At 72.7% G+C, this 16,725-nt stretch carries 14 protein-coding genes and 1 riboswitch; of the genes, 4 read left to right on the forward strand and 10 right to left on the reverse strand.

Features of this window, described 5'->3' with window-relative positions; translation table 11 throughout:
• Positions 1–15 precede the first annotated feature (15 nt).
• The gene (locus tag OHB41_RS06830; RefSeq protein ID WP_266697041.1) at positions 16–1,380 is read right to left on the reverse strand and encodes an FAD-dependent oxidoreductase; all 1,365 of its coding nucleotides are present in this window, start codon (positions 1,378–1,380) and stop codon (positions 16–18) included.
• A gap of 241 nt (positions 1,381–1,621) precedes the next feature.
• Between OHB41_RS06830 and OHB41_RS06835 the strand changes: the two genes are divergently transcribed.
• Positions 1,622–2,815, forward strand: a complete 1,194-nt coding sequence (locus OHB41_RS06835; RefSeq protein WP_266697042.1) for a PP2C family protein-serine/threonine phosphatase — start codon at positions 1,622–1,624, stop codon at positions 2,813–2,815.
• Positions 2,816–3,301: 486 nt separating this feature from the next.
• On the opposite strand, the gene OHB41_RS06840 is transcribed toward OHB41_RS06835, so the two are convergent.
• Genes OHB41_RS06840 through OHB41_RS06855 form a run of 4 tightly spaced genes read right to left on the reverse strand, consistent with a single transcriptional unit; the run spans position 3,302 to position 6,160 of the window.
• Positions 3,302–3,502, reverse strand: a complete 201-nt coding sequence (locus tag OHB41_RS06840) for a hypothetical protein (RefSeq protein ID WP_266697043.1) — start codon at positions 3,500–3,502, stop codon at positions 3,302–3,304.
• The gene (locus OHB41_RS06845) at positions 3,499–3,897 is read right to left on the reverse strand and encodes a hypothetical protein (RefSeq protein WP_266697044.1); all 399 of its coding nucleotides are present in this window, start codon (positions 3,895–3,897) and stop codon (positions 3,499–3,501) included. The genes OHB41_RS06840 and OHB41_RS06845 overlap by 4 nt, the downstream gene beginning before the upstream one ends.
• 47 nt (positions 3,898–3,944) lie before the next feature.
• Entirely contained in the window at positions 3,945–5,453 is a 1,509-nt protein-coding gene (locus tag OHB41_RS06850) for a sensor histidine kinase (protein WP_266697045.1), read from the reverse strand.
• Positions 5,450–6,160 (reverse strand): response regulator transcription factor, encoded by a 711-nt coding sequence (locus tag OHB41_RS06855; protein WP_266697046.1) that lies wholly within the window; start codon positions 6,158–6,160, stop codon positions 5,450–5,452. The genes OHB41_RS06850 and OHB41_RS06855 overlap by 4 nt, the downstream gene beginning before the upstream one ends.
• A gap of 315 nt (positions 6,161–6,475) precedes the next feature.
• On the opposite strand from OHB41_RS06855, the gene OHB41_RS06860 reads away from it, so the two are divergent.
• Entirely contained in the window at positions 6,476–7,846 is a 1,371-nt protein-coding gene (locus OHB41_RS06860) for a diacylglycerol/lipid kinase family protein (protein ID WP_266697047.1), read from the forward strand.
• A gap of 385 nt (positions 7,847–8,231) precedes the next feature.
• Here the strand turns inward: OHB41_RS06860 and OHB41_RS06865 are convergent, their stop codons facing one another.
• Positions 8,232–9,638, reverse strand: a complete 1,407-nt coding sequence (locus tag OHB41_RS06865; protein WP_266697048.1) for a lamin tail domain-containing protein — start codon at positions 9,636–9,638, stop codon at positions 8,232–8,234.
• 453 nt (positions 9,639–10,091) lie between these two features.
• Between OHB41_RS06865 and OHB41_RS06870 the strand changes: the two genes are divergently transcribed.
• Positions 10,092–10,253, forward strand: coding sequence for a hypothetical protein (locus tag OHB41_RS06870; protein WP_266697049.1), 162 nt, complete (start codon positions 10,092–10,094; stop codon positions 10,251–10,253).
• A 179-nt stretch (positions 10,254–10,432) separates the two neighbouring features.
• On the opposite strand, the gene OHB41_RS52565 is transcribed toward OHB41_RS06870, so the two are convergent.
• The 4 genes from OHB41_RS52565 to OHB41_RS06890 all read right to left on the reverse strand — a co-directional run bounded on the left by OHB41_RS52565 (position 10,433) and on the right by OHB41_RS06890 (position 15,362).
• Positions 10,433–12,253, reverse strand: coding sequence for a C40 family peptidase (locus tag OHB41_RS52565; protein WP_526024894.1), 1,821 nt, complete (start codon positions 12,251–12,253; stop codon positions 10,433–10,435).
• A gap of 56 nt (positions 12,254–12,309) precedes the next feature.
• Positions 12,310–12,484, reverse strand: a riboswitch (cyclic di-AMP (ydaO/yuaA leader).
• A 159-nt stretch (positions 12,485–12,643) separates the two neighbouring features.
• On the reverse strand, positions 12,644–13,609 hold the full coding sequence (locus OHB41_RS06880; protein WP_526024895.1) for a hypothetical protein: 966 nt from the start codon (positions 13,607–13,609) through the stop codon (positions 12,644–12,646).
• Positions 13,610–13,741: 132 nt separating this feature from the next.
• Positions 13,742–14,377 carry a GNAT family N-acetyltransferase gene (locus tag OHB41_RS06885; protein ID WP_266697050.1) on the reverse strand — a complete coding sequence of 212 codons (636 nt, stop codon included), beginning with the start codon at positions 14,375–14,377 and terminating at the stop codon, positions 13,742–13,744.
• Between the two features lie 274 nt (positions 14,378–14,651).
• Positions 14,652–15,362 (reverse strand): TetR/AcrR family transcriptional regulator, encoded by a 711-nt coding sequence (locus tag OHB41_RS06890; protein WP_266697051.1) that lies wholly within the window; start codon positions 15,360–15,362, stop codon positions 14,652–14,654.
• A 132-nt stretch (positions 15,363–15,494) separates the two neighbouring features.
• On the opposite strand from OHB41_RS06890, the gene OHB41_RS06895 reads away from it, so the two are divergent.
• Complete coding sequence (locus OHB41_RS06895; protein WP_266697052.1) at positions 15,495–16,715, forward strand: saccharopine dehydrogenase family protein; 1,221 nt, start codon at positions 15,495–15,497, stop codon at positions 16,713–16,715.
• The last annotated feature ends 10 nt before the right edge of the window (positions 16,716–16,725 follow it).

Below are 16,725 nucleotides of genomic sequence, written 5' to 3' on the forward strand. Positions count from 1 at the left end.
GTCACGCGGCGTGCCCTACGCTCCACTGGCGTCGAGCATGTCCTCGCGCTCGACGAGCTTCACCCGCTCGCGGCCCTGCGGTTCACCGAGCGCCTTCTCCGCGGCGTCCAGCCGGTACCAGCCCTCCCACGTGGTGAAGCGGACGTCGCGCTCCTTCAGGAACGCGTCCACGGCCTCCGGCTCGGGTGCGACGGGCGTGTGCAGACGGCCGCTCGCGTGGTCGTCGAGCAGACTGGCGACGGTCTCGTTGGCGTCGCCCTTGGTGTGACCGATCAGGCCCACCGGCCCACGCCGGATCCAGCCGGTGACGTACGTCGACCGGAGGTGCTCGCCGGTCTCCTCGATCACCCGGCCCGCCGCGTCGGGGACGGTGCCGGACTCGACGTCCCAGGGCAGCTTGGGGAGCTTGTCGGAAAGGTAGCCCACGGCGCGGTAGACGGCCGTGACGTCCCAGTCCTTGAAAGTGCCGGTGCCCTTGACGTTGCCGGTGCCGTCGAGGACCGTGCGCTCGGTGCGCAGGCCGGTGACCTCGCCGTCCTCGCCGAGGATCTCGGTCGGCGACTCGAAGAAGTGCAGGAACAGCTTGTGCGGCCGGTCGCCGACGTCGCGGATGGCCCAGTTCTCCAGGGTCTTGGCGACCATGTCGGCCTGCTTGTTGCCGCGCCGGGTGGCGATCGAGCCGTCGTCGTAGTCGATGTCCTCGGGGTCGACGATGACCTCTATGTTCGGGGAGTGGTCCAGCTCCCGCAGCTCCATGGGGCTGAACTTGGCCTGCGCCGGGCCGCGGCGGCCGAAGACGTGGACCTCCAGCGCCTTGTTGGCCTTGAGCCCCTCGTGGACGTTCGGCGGGATCTCGGTCGGCAGCAGCTCGTCGGCGGTCTTGGCCAGGATGCGCGCCACGTCGAGCGCGACGTTGCCGACGCCGAGGACGGCGACCTTCTCCGCTTCGAGGGGCCAGGTCCGCGGCACGTCGGGGTGCCCGTCGTACCAGGAGACGAAGTCCGCCGCGCCGTACGAGCCGTCGAGACCGATGCCGGGTATGTCCAGGGCCCGGTCCGCCGTCGCGCCCGTGGAGAAGACCACCGCGTCGTAGAAGGCACGCAGATCGTCCAGGTTGATGTCCCCCGGGTAGTCGACATTGCCGAAGAGACGTATCTGCGGCTTGTCGAGCACCTGGTGCAGGGCCGTGATGATGCCCTTGATCCGCGGGTGGTCCGGGGCGACGCCGTAGCGGATCAGGCCGAAGGGGGCCGGCATCCGCTCGAAGAGGTCGATGGACACACCGGGCTCGACGGCCACTGCGGACTTCAGCAGCGCGTCGGCGGCGTAGATGCCGGCGGGACCGGCTCCGACAATGGCTACCCGCAGGGGGCGAGGCATGATCAGATTCCCTTCGAAGGGGGCAGGGGTGACTCGCGGGGAAGCCTAAGCTAAGGCATGCCTTAGTCAGTACTCGGGTTGGATCTATGACCACATAAGGGCGACTTATGACCCCTTGTATCTGGGAACATCCCTAGAGCCGGGGCAGCCCCCTCGGGACTCCCCCACGGGATGCGGGGCCGGGTGCCGGGGAGCAGGCGCTCCTGGTCCGGGGGAAAATGGGGAGGTGAGCGTCCGGCGCGTGTCAGTGGACCGCCTCGTGGAGCAGCCGTCAGGCCGCGGACTGGTGGCGGTCCCTGTCGTGCTGATCGTAGTGATCACCGTGGTGGACATCCAATCACCGGCCGACGTCCATCTCGGCCCGCTCCTGGTCATCGCGCCCGCGCTGACCGCCTCGCTGGCAGGACCACGGATGACCGCCCTGGTCGGCGTGCTGGCCGTGACGGCCCAGGTGGTCATAGCAGTGCTGCACGGCGGCCTGGGCACGGCCAACCACGTCGCGCAGATCATCGCCCTGTCGGTGCTCTCCGCCCTGGTGGTTTTCGTATGCCACGTACGGGAGCGGAGAGCCCGTGAGCTGAGCCGGTCACGTTCGGTGGCCGAGACGGCGCAGCGTGTTCTGCTGCGGCCACCGCCCCGCCGGATCGGGCCACTGCGGGTGGCCTGGCTGTATCTGGCCGCCGAGGACGAGGCCCGCATCGGGGGCGACCTCTTCGCCGTGGCCCGCTCCGCCCACGCGTCCACCCGGCTGGTCATCGGGGACGTACGCGGCAAGGGCATGTCCTCGATCGGCGAGGCCTCGGTGGCGCTCGGCGCGTTCCGGGAGGGCGCCCAGCGGTACGCCACGCTGCCCGAACTGACGGCGGCGCTGGAGGCGAGCGTGTGCCGGGACCTCGACGAGGTGGCCGACACCGAGCACGACCCCGGCGAGCACTTCATCACCGCGCTCGTCCTCGACATCCCCGACCACGGCACCCAGGTCGAGATGATCAACTGCGGCCATCCCCCGCCCCTGCTGCTGCACGGCCACGGGATCGAGATCCTGCACGCCAAGCACCCGGTGCCACCCCTCGGTCTGTGCGAAACGCCCGCCGCCCGGCACCGCACCGACCCGTTCGCCTTCGAGGTGGGCGACATCCTGCTGCTCTACACGGACGGCGTCATCGAGGCCCGGTCACCGACGGGCGCCTTCTACCCGCTCGCCGAGCGGGTCGCCACGTTCCGGGGTGCCGGACCCGACGCCCTGCTGCGTCACATCCACGACGACCTCCTCTCCCACGTCGGCGACCGGCCCTCCGACGACGCCGCCCTTCTCATCGTCGAACGCGTCGCCTCCGAGCATCCGCACCGACCGCATCTCACGACCCACCCCGTCGACGGCCGCCATCGGATCCGTCCCGGTGATTCGCCGCCCACCCCTGGGACGCTGCCCTGATCCGGCCGCAGACGATGCCCCTTGGCACGGACCCGAGGCGGCCGATGGGGTCGGTGCCCGTCCCGTGGGTACCGCGCGCCGGCCGGAGGCCCCGTGGCAGCCGCGACGGTGCCGGCGCCCGTCCCGCCGGCCGTACCGCCCGCCGGGTCCCGCGGTACGAGACGCCCCACGGTCCGGCGTCCCGCCGCGGCCACCCCGGTCCTGGACCCGGGAACACCGCCGGACCGCCCCGTGCCACGCCCCTCGCCACGACCGGTGCCGACAGGCGGAGACCGGCCGGTAGGAACGCGGGGAGGGGGCAGCCGTGGCCGGTCCCGGACTCCGCCAAGGGCTCCGCCCGGACCCCTGCGGGGCTCCGCCCCGGCACCCCGCCATGGGGCTGCCGCCCCGTGGACCCCCGCATCGCCCGTCCAGCCCGTCCGCAAACGCCGGACGGGCTGGACGGGCGGGCTCGCGCCAGAGGGTTCCGGCCGACGCCCGCCCGGGTCACTCCCGGGCCATGTCCGACTCCGCCCGGCTCGCCGTCGAATCGGCGTCGTCTACCAGTTTCCGCAGGTGACCGAGGTCCGTGGAGGACGAGGAGGCGGGCGCCGGCTGCCCGGCGTCCTCGCCGTGACCGCAGCCGGCCAGCAGCAGGACGGCCACGGCGGCCAGCCCGGCCGGTGCGACGCGGCGCGCGCCCCTCATTTCGCGCTCCCGTTGCCGTTGGCGCCGCACCACTTCTCGACCTGGGACAGGTCCTTCTGGCGTGCCTCCAGGGTGGGGATCAGCGAGCGCCGGAAGGTGAGCCGGTCGTTGAGGTAGTTCTCGATCTCCTTGTGTCCCGCCGACCTGGCATTGGCCACGCGCTGTTCGAGCCGGGCGACGGAACCGCGCCGGGACGCGTCCGCGTGCAGCCGGTCGAGGATCCGGTCGATCCGCTGGTCGACCTTCGGCGCGCGCCGGCACAGCGCCGCGGCGCCGTCGCCGGTGGGCGTGCCGGACGGGGCGGGAGACGCGGTGTCCGCCGCGGCGACGCCCGCGGCGCCGAGCAGCGTACCCACGGCGACCAACGAGACCACGGTCTTCCTGGTGCTTGGCATGACGAACTCCTCCGTGTTCACGGGCGGTTGCCCGCTCACCGCGGAAACTAGGAGTCGTCCTTGTGGAATTCTTGTGGGCGGTGGGCGGCCGCGATCATCCAGTTGCGCCGGAGCGGCAGCGTGTTCCCCTCGTCCGCCGCGCCGTTGGCGAGCGGCAGCGTGACCTCGATCCGGGTACCGGGTCCCGCCGGCCGGTCCAGAATCCGGATGCGGCCCCGGTGCAGGGCGATCTGCTGGGCGACCAGGGTGAGTCCGAGGCCGGAGCCCGGGCTGTCGGGCCGGCGCCTGAAGCGTTCGAAGACCTGCGCGCGCAGTTCGGGCGGGATGCCGGGGCCCTGGTCGTCGACGACCAGGAATACGTCGGTGCCGCTGGCGCGCAGGCTCACCTCCACCTGCGCGGGACGCCCGCCCACGTGCCCATGCCCGTCCCCGTCCCCGCGCCCGTGCACCAAGGCGTTGACGAGGAGGTTGTCCACCACGCTCCGCAGGCCCGGTTCCCAGCCGTGCACCCGCAGGCCCGGCGCGCAGCGGCCGGACAGCCGTGCGCGCGGATGGCGGCGCCGCTGTTCCTCCGTGCTCGCCTCGACGACGTCGGCCAGGTCCACCGGACCGAACGCGTCGGCCTCGACGAGGTCCCCGCGGCCGAGGTCGCGCAGCATGACCAGGAGGCCCAGCAGCCGGGCGTGCTCGCGGCGCAGGTCGTGCAGCACCTCGTCGCGGTCGGCTCCGGCGAGTTCGGGATGCCCGGCGAGGATCTCCAGGTTGGTCTGCATGCTCATCAGCGGAGTGCGCAATTCGTGCGAGGCGGCGGAGGCGAAGGAGCGGGCGGTGGCCAGTGCCTCGGCCGTTCTGGCGGCCTGTTCGTCGTAGCGGGCCAGGACGGTCCCCAGCGTGTGCGCGAGATCGTCGACCTCGGCGATACGCGTCGGGGTGTGGTCCAGGCGGGCCGGGCTGGAACGCGGGTCCAGGCCGCTCGCGCGGCGTTGCAGACGGCGCAGCGGCCGGCTCGCCCGGGCTGCGACACCCCAGGCGAGCAGTCCGGACAGCGGTGCGGCGAGCAGTGCGACGGACACCGCGCGCCGCCGGACCAGCCGCAGTTGGGTGTCGGCGGCGGTGTCCGAGGCGAACAGCCACAGGGTGCCGCGCGCTCCGGGCCGGCCGCCGGTCACCCGGGTCGACAGGATCCGCCAGCTGTGACCGTCGGCCCGGAGCGTGACCGGGACCGGCGCGCTCGCGGGCAGCGGTGCTCCGGCGTCCGGCTGCGGGCCGCCGGTGAAGGTCTCGTCCGGACCGATCAGCCGGATGCCGACGTCCAGGGCCGAGGTGAACAGCCTTCGCTGCCGCGCCTGTTCCACCGCGGCCGACCGGTCGGCGGCGCTCGCGCGCAGCAGTCCCCGGGCGTCCTTGGCCACGGTCGCCGCGCGCTCGCGCAGATGGGCGTCCTGCTGGTCGTGCAGGTCCGCCGCGACCAGCCGCAGCAGCAGCCAGCCGGTGGCCAGGACCAGTACGGGCACGGTGGCGCCGACGGCCAGTGCGATCCGTGTGGACAGCCTCACCGCTGCTCCCCCGCCCGGTCGTCCCGCAGGACGAAGCCCACGCCCCGTACGGTGTGGATGATCCGCGCGCGGTCCGAGGTCTCCAGTTTGCGGCGCAGGTAGCTGACGAAGGTGTCCACCGCGTCGGTGCGCACGTCGAAGTCGTATCCCCATACCCGGTCGAGGAGTTGGTCCCGGCTGAGTACGAGGCCGGCGTTGCGCGCGAGGACGTGCAGGAGCTCGAACTCGCGCCGGGTCAGGTCGACCGGCCGTCCGTCGAGGCTCACCCTGCGGGCGGCGGGGTCCATCAGCAGGCCGCCGACCCGTACGGTGTCGGTGTCGGTGTCGCGCGGCGGTCTGCGGCGCAGCAGTGCCTCCAGGCGCAGCACGAGCTCCTGCAACGCGAAGGGTTTGACCAGATAGTCGTCGCCGCCGGCCTGGAGACCCGCGATGCGGTCGGCGGTCTCGTCGAGCGCGGAGAGCATCAGCACGGGTACGTCGTTGTTGTCGCCCCGCAGTGTCCTGCACACCTCGATGCCGTTGAGGTCCGGCATCGAGATGTCCAGCACGATCACGTCCGGTGGTCTCGTCCGGGCCACGGCCAGCGCCGGGAGGCCGCCGTCGGCCAGGTCCACGGTGAATCCGCCGAGCCGCAGTCCGCGCTCCAGCGAGCGGCGTATCGCCGCGTCGTCGTCGACGACCAGGACCCGGCCCCGGTCTGCGCTCATCGCCACTGTCCCTCCGCGCCGCTGTCCCTCCACGCCACGGACCCGGCCGTGTCGCCCGGATCCGCCGCCGCCCATCGTGCATCAGTCGCGGCGTTCCCGTTCCCGAGGGGTACCGACGGCTCCTCCCCGGCCGCCGTCCGGCCGGCTCGCCCGTATCCCCTTCCCGGGTGATGGCCCGCTCCCGCACCGGGTCCTTGATCGCTCCGCGCGCCGACTGTGGTGGAGTGGGCCGCACCGGCCCGGGCACCGTTGATCCGTGCTTCCGCGCACCGGCCCATTCGTGCGTCGGTGCGACCGTGCACCCCTGGAGGAGCCATGACCGAGGAGACGAGCGGCGCGGCCCGTGGCGGACAACGATGGGCTGCCAGAGCCGCGCTGGTCGCGGCCGTACTGGCGGTGCTGCTGCCGCTGGCCAAGGGCGGCCTGAGCGGCGTACTGCTGCTCGCGATCGCGCTCGTCGGCGTGGTCGTCACGGCGGCCGCGGCCTGGTGGACGCTGACCCGGCGCGGCCTGCTGCGCTGGGTGGCGGCGCTGCTGGCGGTGACCGCACCCGCCGCCGTCGTCACCCTGTTCGCGGTCTCCCTGCTGTGGGCGGTCCCGGTGTCCCTGCTGCTGTGGGCCGTGGCCGTCTGGAGCGGACGGTACGCGCTGCGCGGCGACCGTCCCCGCTCCCGGCCTGCCAGGGAACGCAGGACGGCGCCCCCGCGCCGCCCCTTCCTCATCATGAACCCGCGGTCCGGGGGTGGGAAGGTGGCGAGGTTCGGCCTGGTGGAGAAAGCCGAACGGCTCGGCGCGCGGGTCGTCCTCCTCGACCCCGACGAACAGCAGGACGTCACCGCGCTGGCGCGCGCGGCCGTCGCCGACGGTGCCGATCTGCTGGGCGTCGCGGGCGGCGACGGGACCCAGGCGCTCGTCGCGGCCGTCGCCGCCGAACACGGTCTGCCGTTCCTGGTCGTCTGCGCGGGTACCCGCAACCACTTCGCGATGGATCTCGGCCTCGACCGCGACGACCCCGCACGCTGCCTCGACGCGCTCACCAACGGCGTCGAGCTCCGGGTGGACCTCGGCTTCGCCGGAGGCCATCCGTTCGTCAACAACGCCTCCTTCGGCGCCTACGCGGCGGTCGTGCAGAGCCCGGCGTACCGCGACGACAAGGTCGGCACCATCCTGGAGCTGCTGCCCGAGCTGCTCACCCGCCGACGGGGTCCGCGGCTGACCGCCCGCACCGAAAGCGCGACCCTCGACGCCCCGCAGGCCGTGCTGGTGAGCAACAACCCCTACCGCACGAACGATCCGGCCGGGATCGGCCGCCGCGAGCGGCTCGACTCCGGGCTGCTCGGCGTTCTCGGGATCAAGGTCGACAGCGCGGCCGAGGCCGCGGCCCTGGTGCTGGACCGCACCGCGGAGGGACTCGCGGTCCTCACCACCCGCGAGGTGGTCGTCGACGCGGACCAACCGGAGATCGAGGCCGGTGTCGACGGCGAGGCCATGATGCTGTCCGCCCCGGTCCACTGCCGCGTCGACCCGGGCGCGCTGCGCGTCCGGGTCCCCCGGAGACGTCCCGGTGTGCCCGAGCCCCAACCGACGCTGAACTGGCGCCGGTTGGGGGAACTCGCGACGACCGCGGGCCGGACGCCCGCCACCCGTCGGGCCGTTCACGGCGAGGAGACGGCCCGGCGCCCCTGAATCCGGCGCCGCTGAATCCGGGCCCCTGAATACCGCCTCCCCCGCGCATCCGGGGGGGCCGGGCTCCCCGGTCGCACGCCCGCTTGCCGGGCAAGCCGAAAATCCGGAAGGCCGGACAGCCGGCTCCGCGAGCGACCTCGGACCTCCCAGACAACCCCTTCTCCGTGCCGGTGAGCACTCCCGTCCGGTATGCGCCGAGAAGCCGGTGACGCGGAGTGCGGACAGGGTGCTGACCCGGTGCGGACCGGGCCCGGTGCGAGGACCCGGTCGAAGGCCGTGGTCCGCCCGGACCACAGCCTTCGTCATCGCTCCGGATGCCCGGGAAGCGGGCGGAGCGGCCGGCGCGCGCCCCCGCCCCGCCCCGCCCCGCCCCGTCCTACCGGTGTCAGGGGGTGCAGTTCAGAGTGCCGGAGCGCAGCGCGTGGCCCCCGTCGTTGGAGTCGTCGGACCACATGACCGGCTTGTGGCCGCCGACGCAGGCGGACTGGGGGGCGATGGCGAAGCCCTCGTTGTTGTAGTCGGCCATGCCGGTGGGGCGGTCGTAGGTGTGGGTGACGGCGAACGTGCCCTGGGCGTTGATGTCGAGGGTCGAGGTCCGGCCCTGGCAGGTGTCGTCGCAGGCCGCCCACAGGTGCCCGGTGGCGGGCTCGAACTCCAGGTCCATCACGCCGGGAAAGCCGCTGATGATGGTGGCGACGCGGGTGAATCCGCCGCCGGACTGGTTGAGGGCGTAGGCGTAGACGGTGCCGTTGTCCTCGACGCCGGCGAAGAAGAGACCGCTTCCGTGGCCCGGGTACCCGGCCGGGTCGTAGGCGGCGCCGGTGTGCTCGTCGCGGAATCCGTGCGCGGTCAGGAAGGTGTCCGGGATCCACGAGATGCCCTCGGGGCCGGCGTTGGCCGGGAGGGAGGGCAGGTCGGAGGTCAGGTTCCACTCCGCGGTCGCGTTCAGCGACGAGGCGGTGGAGGAGGCGTCGAAGCGCAGGATCTTCGGCAGGCTGGTGGAGCTCTTGCTGTTGTCGCGCTCGGTGACGACGAACATGCCGTCAGGGGTGACGACCACGCCCTCGGCGTCGGGGTCGCCGCTGCCGCCGGCGTAGTGCAGAGCCTTACCGGATCCCCAGCCGCCGGCCGGGTCGGGGCTCCATGTCGCGCCGTTGGGCACGAGCCTGTACAGCTTGCCGGGACCGTTGTTCACCGCCCAGAGCACGCCCTCGAACTCGAACGACAGCCCGCTGAGGTTCTCCCCGAACACGTTCGAACCGTCCGCGACGGTGACCGCCGCGCCGCCCGGCCACGTGGTGTCACCCCCGCCGCCGCTGGTGCCGCAGGCGTTCGCCGCGCCCTTGGTCGGCGCGGTCGTGGTCGTGAACGCGCCGGTGCCGTCCGCGCACCGCCCGTACGTGGTACTGGCGTGGTCGGTCCAGGTGTAGGAGTCCATCAGGGTGGAACCGTCCGTCTGGAACAGCCGCGCGGAGTCCGAACTGCCCAGCCCGTACGACGACTCGACGTCCAGCGCCAGGAACGCACCCGGAGCGATCGACGTCTTCTTGCCGATCTTGTAGGAGTGGGAGTTGTCGTTGTCCTTGACGATCCATCCGGACACGTCGACCGCGGCGGACCCGGTGTTGACGAGTTCGACCCAGTCGCCGGGGCTGCCGCCGCTCGACTCGACCTCGTTGATCCGTACCGTGGACGGGTCCTGCGCCGAGGCCGGCGCACCCGACAGGCCGAGGGCGAGGAAGGTCAGGGCCGCGGCGGTGATGGGGGCTTGTCTACGCCAGTGCGTACGCAAGGTGGCCGGTCCTCTTTTCAGGGGGTCGGGCAGACAAGGAGCGCGCTCACGCTCCCGGCGAAGCTTCGGGCACACCGACGACCAGGGTCTGAACACGCCGCGAACAGTGCGGGTAGACGCCGAACGGACTTGATCAACCGGTACCCCTGCCGCCCGGCCGCGCCAAGGCGGCTCCCTTGGCGCCGAGTTGGGTACCTGCGTCGGCGCAGGAGCCTCCACACGCGTGCCGTCGCCTACGCCAGGCTCGAGCGGACGGCGAACGACCTGCGTAGGAACCGTGCACTCCGCGGATGAGGGCCCGGGACACCCGCCGCTGGTCACTTTCCGCGTTCAACTGGCGTGTCTCCAGGACCGCACAAAGCGGGCCAGCCACGGCTGGCAGAAGCGGCTACCACTCCTCGCTAGCTCCTCCGCGACGATGGCTTCCCGCAACTCTCCCCACTGGAGCCGCACATGGCACACGCGGTCGAGGCGACGGCCAAGGCGGGCACGGTCGGGAACCTCACCGCGAAGATCGTCGGCGGCAGCTCCTTCAAGGTGGAGGGGAGCGCGTCCGACGACATGTCGGTGGTCACCAACAGGACGGCGACATGCGCGACCGTCTCGGGCAAGTAGCCGTCCGCGTGGGCCCGTTCGGCGCCCCCGTACGTGCGCCGTCCGAGGGGGCGTCCGAGGCGGGGCCCGACGCCCGCGCCAGGTCGGCACGGGCGTCGCGCAGGTCGTCCCGGGCCAGCCGCTTCGGCGGCCCCCTTCAGGCCGCCGGACGGCAGCCGTGCGCGAGTCCTCCCGGCCCCTTACGCGGGCCGCGCGGCACTGTGGATGGCGGCCTGTCCGGCGTAGAAGATCGACTCTTCGCGTATGTACGCCCCCGGGCTCGGCGCGTGGATCATCATGCTGTTGCCGACGTAGAGGCCGACATGGCTGACGTCGCCGTAGAAGAAGATCAGGTCGCCGACGCGGAGGTCGGTGAGCGGGATCGCCGTGGTGGCCGTCGCCTGGTGGCGCGCGGTACGCGGGAGTGCGACCCCGGCCATCATCCACGCGGCCCGGGTGAGGCCCGCGCAGTCGTAGGAACCCGGCCCGGCCGCGCCCCAGACGCACGGCCTGCCGATCTGCGCACGGGCGAAGGCCAGCGCCTTGGCTGCCTTCATGTCGTACCCCGATCCGGACGTGTCGCCGCCGGCCATGACCGTGCCCGCGGTGGTGGGCGCCGCCGAGGTGACGGGCGCGGCCGGGACGAAGGACGCGTCGGGAGCGACGGACGGGGCGAACGGCGCCGACACGACCGACGGGGCAGGGGCAACGGTCATGGCCGGGCCGTAGGCCGTCTCCGAGGCGACGGGCACCTCCGGAGCGAAGAGCGGGTCCGGGGCTCGGAACGGCTCCGGGACCTGGAGCTGGTCGGGGGCGTAGACCATGTCCTGGGCGTAGGACAGCTCCGGAGCGTAGGGCGTACCCGGGGCGAACGCCGTGTCCGAGGTGAACGTCATACCCGCGGCCGACGCGGCGTCCGAGGCGAACGCCGTGTCCGACGCGAACGTCATACCCACGGCCGACGCGGCGTCCGAGGCGAACGCCGTGTCCGACGCGAACGTCATACCCACGGCCGACGCAGCATCCGAGCCGAACGCCGTGCCCGACGCGAACGTCATACCCACGGCCGACGCAGCATCCGAGCCGAACGCCGTGCCGGGGGCGAACGTCATGTCCGAGGTGAGGGGCATGCCCGTACCGAGGGACGCGTCCGTACCGGCGGGTGCGCCCATGCCCGCATGTGCGGCCGTGTCCACGGGTGCGCCCATGGCCAGGCCGGCCGACTGCCGACGCCGCCACTGCTCCTCGGCCTCGCGGCGGGTCTGTTCCTCCGGGGCGGCCCAGACCTCCGGAGCCGGCCGCGCCTCGATCGCCGCGATCGGGGCGCTCCGCTGCTGGACGACGTGACGGGACAGCAGTTCCCGGGCGAGTGCGAGCTTGCGCCGGTTCTGCTCCTTGCGGTTCTTCAACGAGGAGTGGCCGGACTCCGCGGCCGGCGCGGGCAGGGCCATGACGGCCTCCTGTCGCGCCCCGGTCCCGGCCGGCAGCGCCGCGACGGCCCTCCCGGAGGACAGCTCCGGCACAGGCCCGGCCGCCGGTCCGGCGGTCAACTCGGCCACGGGGCCCGCTCCCGGTCCGGCGGTCAGCTCCGGCACGGGGCGCCCCGCGGTCTCCAGGGCGCGAGCGGAGGGTCCGCCCTCCAGGCGCTTCACGGGAGGCGTGGGACGCGCTTCGGCCGCGCGTTTCGGCATTCTGTCGGCCGGCAGCCTCGCCGGCACGGTCGGGCCCAACTGGGCACGTCCCACGTCGAACCAGGGCCGGGAGACGTCGTCGAGGGCGGCGTCGGTCCCCCTGCGCCCGTTGTCCCGGGCCGGGTTGACGCGCTTACGCGAACCGGAGGTCATCGCGCGGGTCGCGTTGTAGTTCCCGGTGGCTGTCTCGGCCCGGTCGTAGAGGGAGCTGATGCGCTGCTGGACCTCTTCGCGGCTCGGACCGTCGTCTCCGCCGAGCGACGCGGAGTTGGGGCTCTGCGAGAGGTCCGCCGAGGAGCGGGCCACCGTCGCGGGTGCGGAGCGGGGCATGCCGGGGAGGCTGCTGCCTCCAGGGCCCGGGGTGCGTTCCGGCGCCATGGCAGACGTACTCCTTCCGTGCTCCGCCTACCGAGTTAGCTGTCGGGTTCGGGCGGACGGATCCGGAAGGTATGCCCTACGGCCTCTGCCCGGTCGGGCAGTTGGGCCGATTCACCCCAGGGTTCGGTTGGGTCCCCGGCTCCGGTGGCCAGGAGGCCGCACCGGATTAGGCGGAGGCCAAGCGACCCGGCGAGGTTCGCCGGAGGAAGTCGTGTGGCCTGTCGCCAACTTAGCCAACTTGTGTGCCTCACGTGAAGATTGAAGTGCGAAGTGTCCGATATGTATTTGTGACCTTCGTCGTACTCCCGATCTCGGGTGAGTCCGCTCACCGCGGCGCCCGTGTCAGCGCAGTTGCGCCCGTGGCTCCTCGGCGCGATACGCCGGATCCGACGGGTCCGCCAGGGCCGGTGACTCCGCCACGGCCGGCGCTTCCGCCACGGACGCTGGGACCGGGGGCTCGAACTGGTCCGATCCGCCGGTCGGTCGATCGGCCGCTCGGCGCGACTGGAGCAGGACCGTCAGGGCCCGCACGGGTCTTCGCCAGCTCCCGTGCAGCAGTCCCAGGACGATCGCGGCGGCCACGGCGATCAGGTGCTCCCGACCTGCCAGATTGGGTTTGACGATCGACTCCCACACCATCGAGCCACCGGTGAGCGCGAACACCACGGGCGCCCGTCGGACGACCGCGAGATAGGTGAACAGGCCCACCACCGCGGCGGACGGGCCGGTGTCCAGCACCTGCCCGATCTCGGGGGGCAGCCCAAGGCCCCACCAGCCCGGGCCCATCGCGATCATCACGCGGACGGTGAGGGTGCCCGCCAGCGTGGTGACGTACGCGATGGCCAGGGTCCGCGCCCGGCCGAGGGCGAGTTCGGCGAGGGCGAACGCGAGGAACAGCTGAGTGATGCCCGCCCACACCGGAAGGTCGAGGGCGGGCACGTACAGCGACACGGGAGTACGCAGCAGAGCCAGCGGCAGGGGCAGGGACGCCTTGACACCGCCGGTCAGCCGCACCACCGTGGCGCCGGCCGGGTGCTGGGCGATCGCGTGGAAGAAGATGACCCCGAAGGCGGCCACGAAGGCCAGCACGAGTCCGGACAGTCCGCGGCGCAGGAGTTGCCGGAACGGTTCGACGACCATGCCGTGCCACTCGCCGCGCAGGGTGCGTCCGACGAACGACACGATCCGGTACAGCGTGCCGCCCGGTCGCCCGCGCGCGTCGTCACCCGCGGCGGACGGCGGTGGGCCGTCGCCGGGTCCCGCCGTCCGTCCATGACCGTTGCCGACATCGCCGCGACGCTCTTCCACCGCCCTAAGCAATGCCCTCTCCCCCCACCACCCGCAGGACGTCTCCCCGTATAGAGGGACGAGATCTTCATTAGGTTGACTCCGGCCGCGCCCTCTCCCTGTCGCGGGCCCGGCCCCCACGGCCCGTGCGCCTCAGGGCGAGCGACGCGGGCCGCCCGTCGGTCTGCCCAGGTAGGTCAAGGGGCCCGGTTCCGGTACGGGGATCTCGTGGAAGCCGAGACGGTCGTAGAAGGCGCGGGCGGACGTGTTGGCGGTGACCATGCCGAGGTGGACGGCCGGGACACCGCGATCGGCGAGCGCGTCGAGGAAGGTGTCCATCAGCGCCCGGCCATGGCCCCTGCGCTGCCAGTCGGGGAGCAGGTCGATGTGCAGATGCGCGGGATAGGCGACGAGTTCGGGCAGGATCATGCGTTCCGGGCGGTGCAGCAGGTCGATCATCGTGTCGCCCGGCGTGCGCGGTGGCGTCGTGCTCCGGGGGTACCGCTCGGCGACACCCGGTATCCAGATGTCGCGGAGGTCGCCGACGAACCGCTCGGTGTCGGCGGTGCCGAGGACGTAGCCGACCGCCCGGCCGGTCCCGTCGTCGAGCACGAAGGCCAGCTCCGGTTCGAGGTGACAGTAGGGGTACGCGAACAGGGTCGGCATCAGCTCCTGGTCGGGATGGAGGGCCCGTGAGTCCCCTCCGTCATGAGCCGTCATCACGCACACGTGCGCCACCGCTGCCCGGTCTTCGGCCTGATACGGGCGGATCGTCGGCTGGTGAGTCATGAGCCGTATCCTCCCTGTATGGGAGCGCTCCCGCCAGCGCCTGGACGGCTCCGACCGCCCCGCCCGTCCGACCCGTCCCTTCCGTCCCCCCGTCCGCCCGTCCGGCCCGCTCGAACCGCCCGGCTCCCGGCTCCCGGCTCCCGGCTCCCGGCTCCCGGCTCCCGGCTCCCGGCTCCCGGCTCCCGGCTCCCGGCTCCCGGCTCCCGGCTCCCGGCTCCCGGCTCCCGGCCAGGGTCCCTGCCCGCGGGGCATCGCCCCGCGCGGCCGACCGCGGTCACCCGCCGCGCAGCGTCTCCCACTGTGCCGCGGCGCTGTCCAGCAGCATTTCCAGGGCCGTGGGATAGGCGCTGTCGACCATGCGGGTCGCCAGGAGGGGCGCCGCCTCCGCGATCCGGGGATGGGTGGCGCGCGGCAGCCGGGCGTACGTCGAACGCCACATGTCCTCGTCGGCGCTGCGGCTCTCGCGTGGCAGCGCCAGCGAGGCTGCGTCGAGCGCGGCGAAGGCCAGCGTCTGGTCGATGAAGGCCTGGTAGATCCGTACGGTGTCCGGCAGCGGGAACCCCGCCGTGCGCAGGACGTCGAGGATGGCCTCGTCGGCCGCCAGTTCGTGGGCCCGGCCGGTGACCCGGTTCGCGGTCAGCAGGGCCGCCTGCGGATGCCCGACGTACACGGCGTGGATACGCAGCCCGAGGCCGCGCAGATCGGGCCGCCACTCCCCCGTGGGCCGCCAGCCGTCCAGGGCCTGCCCGATCAGGGCGTCGCCGATCGCGAGGGTCAGGTCGTCCATACCGCGGAAGTACCGGTACAGGGTGCTGGGATCCGCGTCCAGGGCCAGGCCGAGACGGCGGGCGGTGAGACCCGCGCTGCCGTGCTCCCGAAGCATCCGCAGGGCGGTCTCGACGATGAGCCGCTCGGACAGCACGGTCCCGCCCCTGGTGGGACGACGCCGTCGCCGCTTCTCCTCGGGCACCACCGCTTTCGGCACCGCCGCCTCCTCGCTCCTTATGCCAACGCCATTGACCTTATCCGAGCGCCCGGCGTTGGATCTCCCGCCAGGGGCGCCGCGTCTCCGGTCCGCGCGGGCACGTCCCTTCTCCGCAGAGAGGAAGTCCGTGTCATGCGTGTTCTGCTTGTGGGAGCCGGCGGTGTGGGCACCGCCATCACCCGGATCGCGGCCCGTCGCCCGTTCTTCGACGCGATGGTCGTGGCCGACTACGACCTGAGCCGCGCCGAGGCCGCGGTCGCCGCCCTCCCGGACGCCGCGGGCCGCTTCCGTGCCGAGCGCGTCGACGCCTCCGACCAGGGCGCGGTGACCGCGCTGCTGAGCCGGCACGGGTGCGACGTCCTGCTCAACGCCACCGATCCCCGGTTCGTGATGCCCCTCTTCCAGGCGGCGCGCGCGGCCGGCGCCACCTACCTCGACATGGCGATGTCCCTGTCGCGCCCGCATCCCGAGAGGCCGTACGACGAGTGCGGGGTCATGCTCGGCGACGCGCAGTTCGCGCAGGCCGCCGAGTGGGAGAAGGCGGGCGCGCTGGCCCTCGTCGGCATGGGCGTGGAGCCGGGGCTCTCCGATGTCTTCGCGCGGTACGCGGCCGACGAACTCTTCGACGAGATCGAGGAGATCGGCATCCGTGACGGCGCGAACCTCACCGTCGACGGCTACGACTTCGCCCCGTCCTTCAGCATCTGGACCACCATCGAGGAGTGCCTCAACCCGCCGGTCGTCTACGAGGCGCACCGCGGCTGGTTCACCACCGCGCCGTTCAGCGAGCCGGAGGTCTTCGACTTCCCCGAGGGCATCGGCCCGGTGGAGTGCGTGAACGTGGAGCACGAGGAGGTGCTGCTCGTCCCCCGCTGGATCGACGCACGGCGCGTGACCTTCAAGTACGGCCTGGGCGAGGAGTTCATCCAGACCCTCAGGACGCTGCACCTGCTGGGCCTCGACCGCACGGATCCGGTGACCGTGCCGAGTGCCGCGGGCCCGGTGGACGTGTCGCCCCGGGACGTCGTGGCCGCCTGTCTGCCGGACCCGGCGACGCTCGGCGAGCGCATGCACGGCAAGACCTGCGCGGGCACCTGGGTGCGCGGCACCAAGAACGGCGCGCCGCGCGAGGTCTACCTCTACCACGTGGTCGACAACCAGTGGTCGATGGCCGAGTACGGCTCTCAGGCGGTGGTGTGGCAGACGGCCGTCAACCCGGTCGTCGCCCTCGAACTCCTGGCCACGGGTGTGTGGACCGGCTCGGGAGTCCTCGGCCCGGAGGCGTTCCCCGCCCGTCCCTTCCTCGACCTGCTCACCGCCTACGGCTCGCCGTGGGGTATGCGGGAGCAGTGACCGCCCCCGG

This window comes from Streptomyces sp. NBC_01571 (assembly GCF_026339875.1).
GTDB lineage: Bacteria > Actinomycetota > Actinomycetes > Streptomycetales > Streptomycetaceae > Streptomyces.